Source organism: Arhodomonas sp. KWT (assembly GCF_010993615.1).
Window position 1 is genome coordinate 1 of the sequence record NZ_WNXE01000630.1, and the last position, 966, is coordinate 966.

Annotated in this window: 1 protein-coding gene; it reads right to left on the reverse strand. The window is 67.4% G+C overall.

The window, feature by feature from the left end; all coding sequences use genetic code 11:
- On the reverse strand, positions 1–791 hold a 791-nt coding region (locus tag G7A99_RS21275), incomplete at its 3' end, for an MFS transporter (protein ID WP_163143909.1).
- Positions 792–966: the final 175 nt, after the last annotated feature.

The following is a 966-nucleotide window of genomic DNA, read 5'->3' on the forward strand; positions in this document are numbered from 1 at the left end:
ACGCCGAGCAGGCCGAACAGGCCGATCACCGAGTCGTTGTAGTGATACGGCGCGCCCGCAAGCAGGAAGGGCATCGTTGTCCAGAAGGCGCTGAAGGCCGCAAAGACCATGGCGCCGTAGAAGATGCGCCGGCGCAGCAGCGGCTCCTCGCGCATCAGGGTCAGCACGGAGAGCAGCAGCCGCCCGTAGGACATGCGGTTGTGGCTGCGCTCGCGGGGCAGCAGCCGGGCCAGGACCAGCGCCTGGATCACCATCAGCGCCGCGGCCAGGGCGAAGACCGTGCGCCAGCCGAAGGCGTCCGCGATGCCGCCGGAGATGACCCGCGCGAGCAGGATGCCGAGCAGCAGCCCGCTCATCACCCGGCCAACCACCCGGCCGCGCTCCGCGTCGCTCGCCAGGTGCGCAGCGAAGGGCACGAGGATCTGTGCGACCACGGCGGTGACGCCCGTCGCCAGCGCGCACAGGATGAAAATCCCGATCCCCGGGGCCAGTGCCGTGCCGGCCAGGGCGAGGGCGGTACCGAACGACACCACGGTGATCAGCCGTCGTCGCTCCAGCAGGTCCCCCAGCGGTACCAGCAGGATCAGCCCGGCAGCGTAGCCGAGCTGGGTCATGGTGATGATCAGCCCCGCCGTGCCCCGGGAGACCCCGAAGTCACGGGCCAACGTGTCGAGCAGCGGCTGGGCGTAGTAGATGTTGGCGACCGCCACGCCGCACGCCACCGCCATCACGAAGGTGAGCAGGGCGTTCGGACGCAGCGTCTCGGACTGGCGGGTGGGTTCGCCGGTCATGCGCATTGATCCTTGTGGCAGCTATTCGAGGGCTAATGATAAACGGCTCACGCGGTACGTACATGCCGGGCCTCTATCACCGGAGTGCCGGGAGGGAGTCGGAAAATCATCAGGCAGAAAAAGAAACAGCGGCTTTAAGCCGCTGTTTCTATTCGAGATTTTGGTGGAGGCGGCG